Source organism: Nonomuraea sp. NPDC049141, from assembly GCF_040648415.1.
GTDB lineage: Bacteria > Actinomycetota > Actinomycetes > Streptosporangiales > Streptosporangiaceae > Nonomuraea.
The window spans coordinates 1-1,103 of record NZ_JBEZDR010000275.1 but is presented as its reverse complement, the minus strand read 5'-3'; the positions used below and the strand labels follow the sequence as shown (position 1 = coordinate 1,103).

Sequence of the window (1,103 nt, the reverse complement as noted above, 5' to 3'; positions counted from 1 at the left end):
GGCGTCGCGGACGGCGGAGGTGGCGAACGCGATCAGGTCGTCGGCGCCGAGCCCGACGGCCGCCGCCTTGGCCATGCCGACCGCCTTGACCAGGCCGTCCGCGCCGGCCTCGGTGAGCGCACCGTCCGGGCTGATCTGCTCGGCCAGCCGCAGCACGACCTTCTCCGAGTGCGCCGGCCAGGGGTGCGCCCCGGGATGGGCGTCGACCACCAGCAGGTGCACCGTGTTGGAACCGACGTCGAGGACACCCAGTCGCATGCTGAAGACACTAGGGCCAACCGGATTGCGCGGCTCGGCGGACCGGTGGGGGCGCCGGGCGTACGCTGGGCCGGGTGACAGGCCAGATCGAACTCCGCGTGCTGGTGGACGACCCGGACGACCCGCGCAGCCGCGAGGTGCCACTGGACTTCCCCCGGGAGTGGATCGAGTTCACCGACCCGGCGGACGACAACCACCTCATCCGGGCCGACCTGACGTGGCTGCTCTCCCGCTGGACGTGCGTCTACGGCCGGGGCTGCCACGGCATCGTCGCCGGCCGGGCCGCCGACGGCTGCTGCTCGCACGGCGCGTTCTTCACCGACTCCGAGGACGAGCAGCGGGTCCGGGCCGCCGTCAAGCGGCTGACCCCGGCGACGTGGCAGCACTTCCGGCGCGGGTTCAAGAACTGGACCGAGAACGACACCATCGACGGCAAGAACTCCGCGCGTCGTACCGCCACGCAGGGCGCGGACGGGCCGTGCGTATTCCTCAACGACGCGGGCTTCCCGGCCGGCGCCGGCTGCGCCCTGCACGCGCAGGCGCTGCGCGACGGGGTGCATCCGCTGGAATACAAGCCGGACGTCTGCTGGCAGCTGCCGATCCGCCGCGACCAGGAGTGGGTGAAGCGGCCGGACAACACGAAGGTGCTGGTCTCCACGCTCTCCGAGTTCGACCGGCGGGGCTGGGGCGCCGGCGGGCACGACCTCGACTGGTGGTGCACCTCCTCCACCGACGCGCACGTCGGCACCGAGCCGATGTACGTCTCCTACGGCCCGGAGCTGACCGCGCTGGTCGGCGCCCCCGCGTACGCGAAGCTGGCCGAGGTCTGCGGGGCACGCGGGCGG

1 protein-coding gene and 1 pseudogene are annotated in these 1,103 nt (G+C 73.1%); one reads left to right on the top strand and one right to left on the bottom strand.

Going from position 1 to position 1,103, the window contains the following annotated elements:
• Positions 1-258: pseudogene (locus tag AB0B91_RS66440) on the bottom strand (hypothetical protein); the annotation flags it as partial.
• Positions 259-332: 74 nt separating this feature from the next.
• Here AB0B91_RS66440 and AB0B91_RS66435 point away from each other — a divergent pair.
• The coding region (locus AB0B91_RS66435) for a hypothetical protein (protein WP_358343346.1) at positions 333-1,103 on the top strand (771 nt) is incomplete at its 3' end.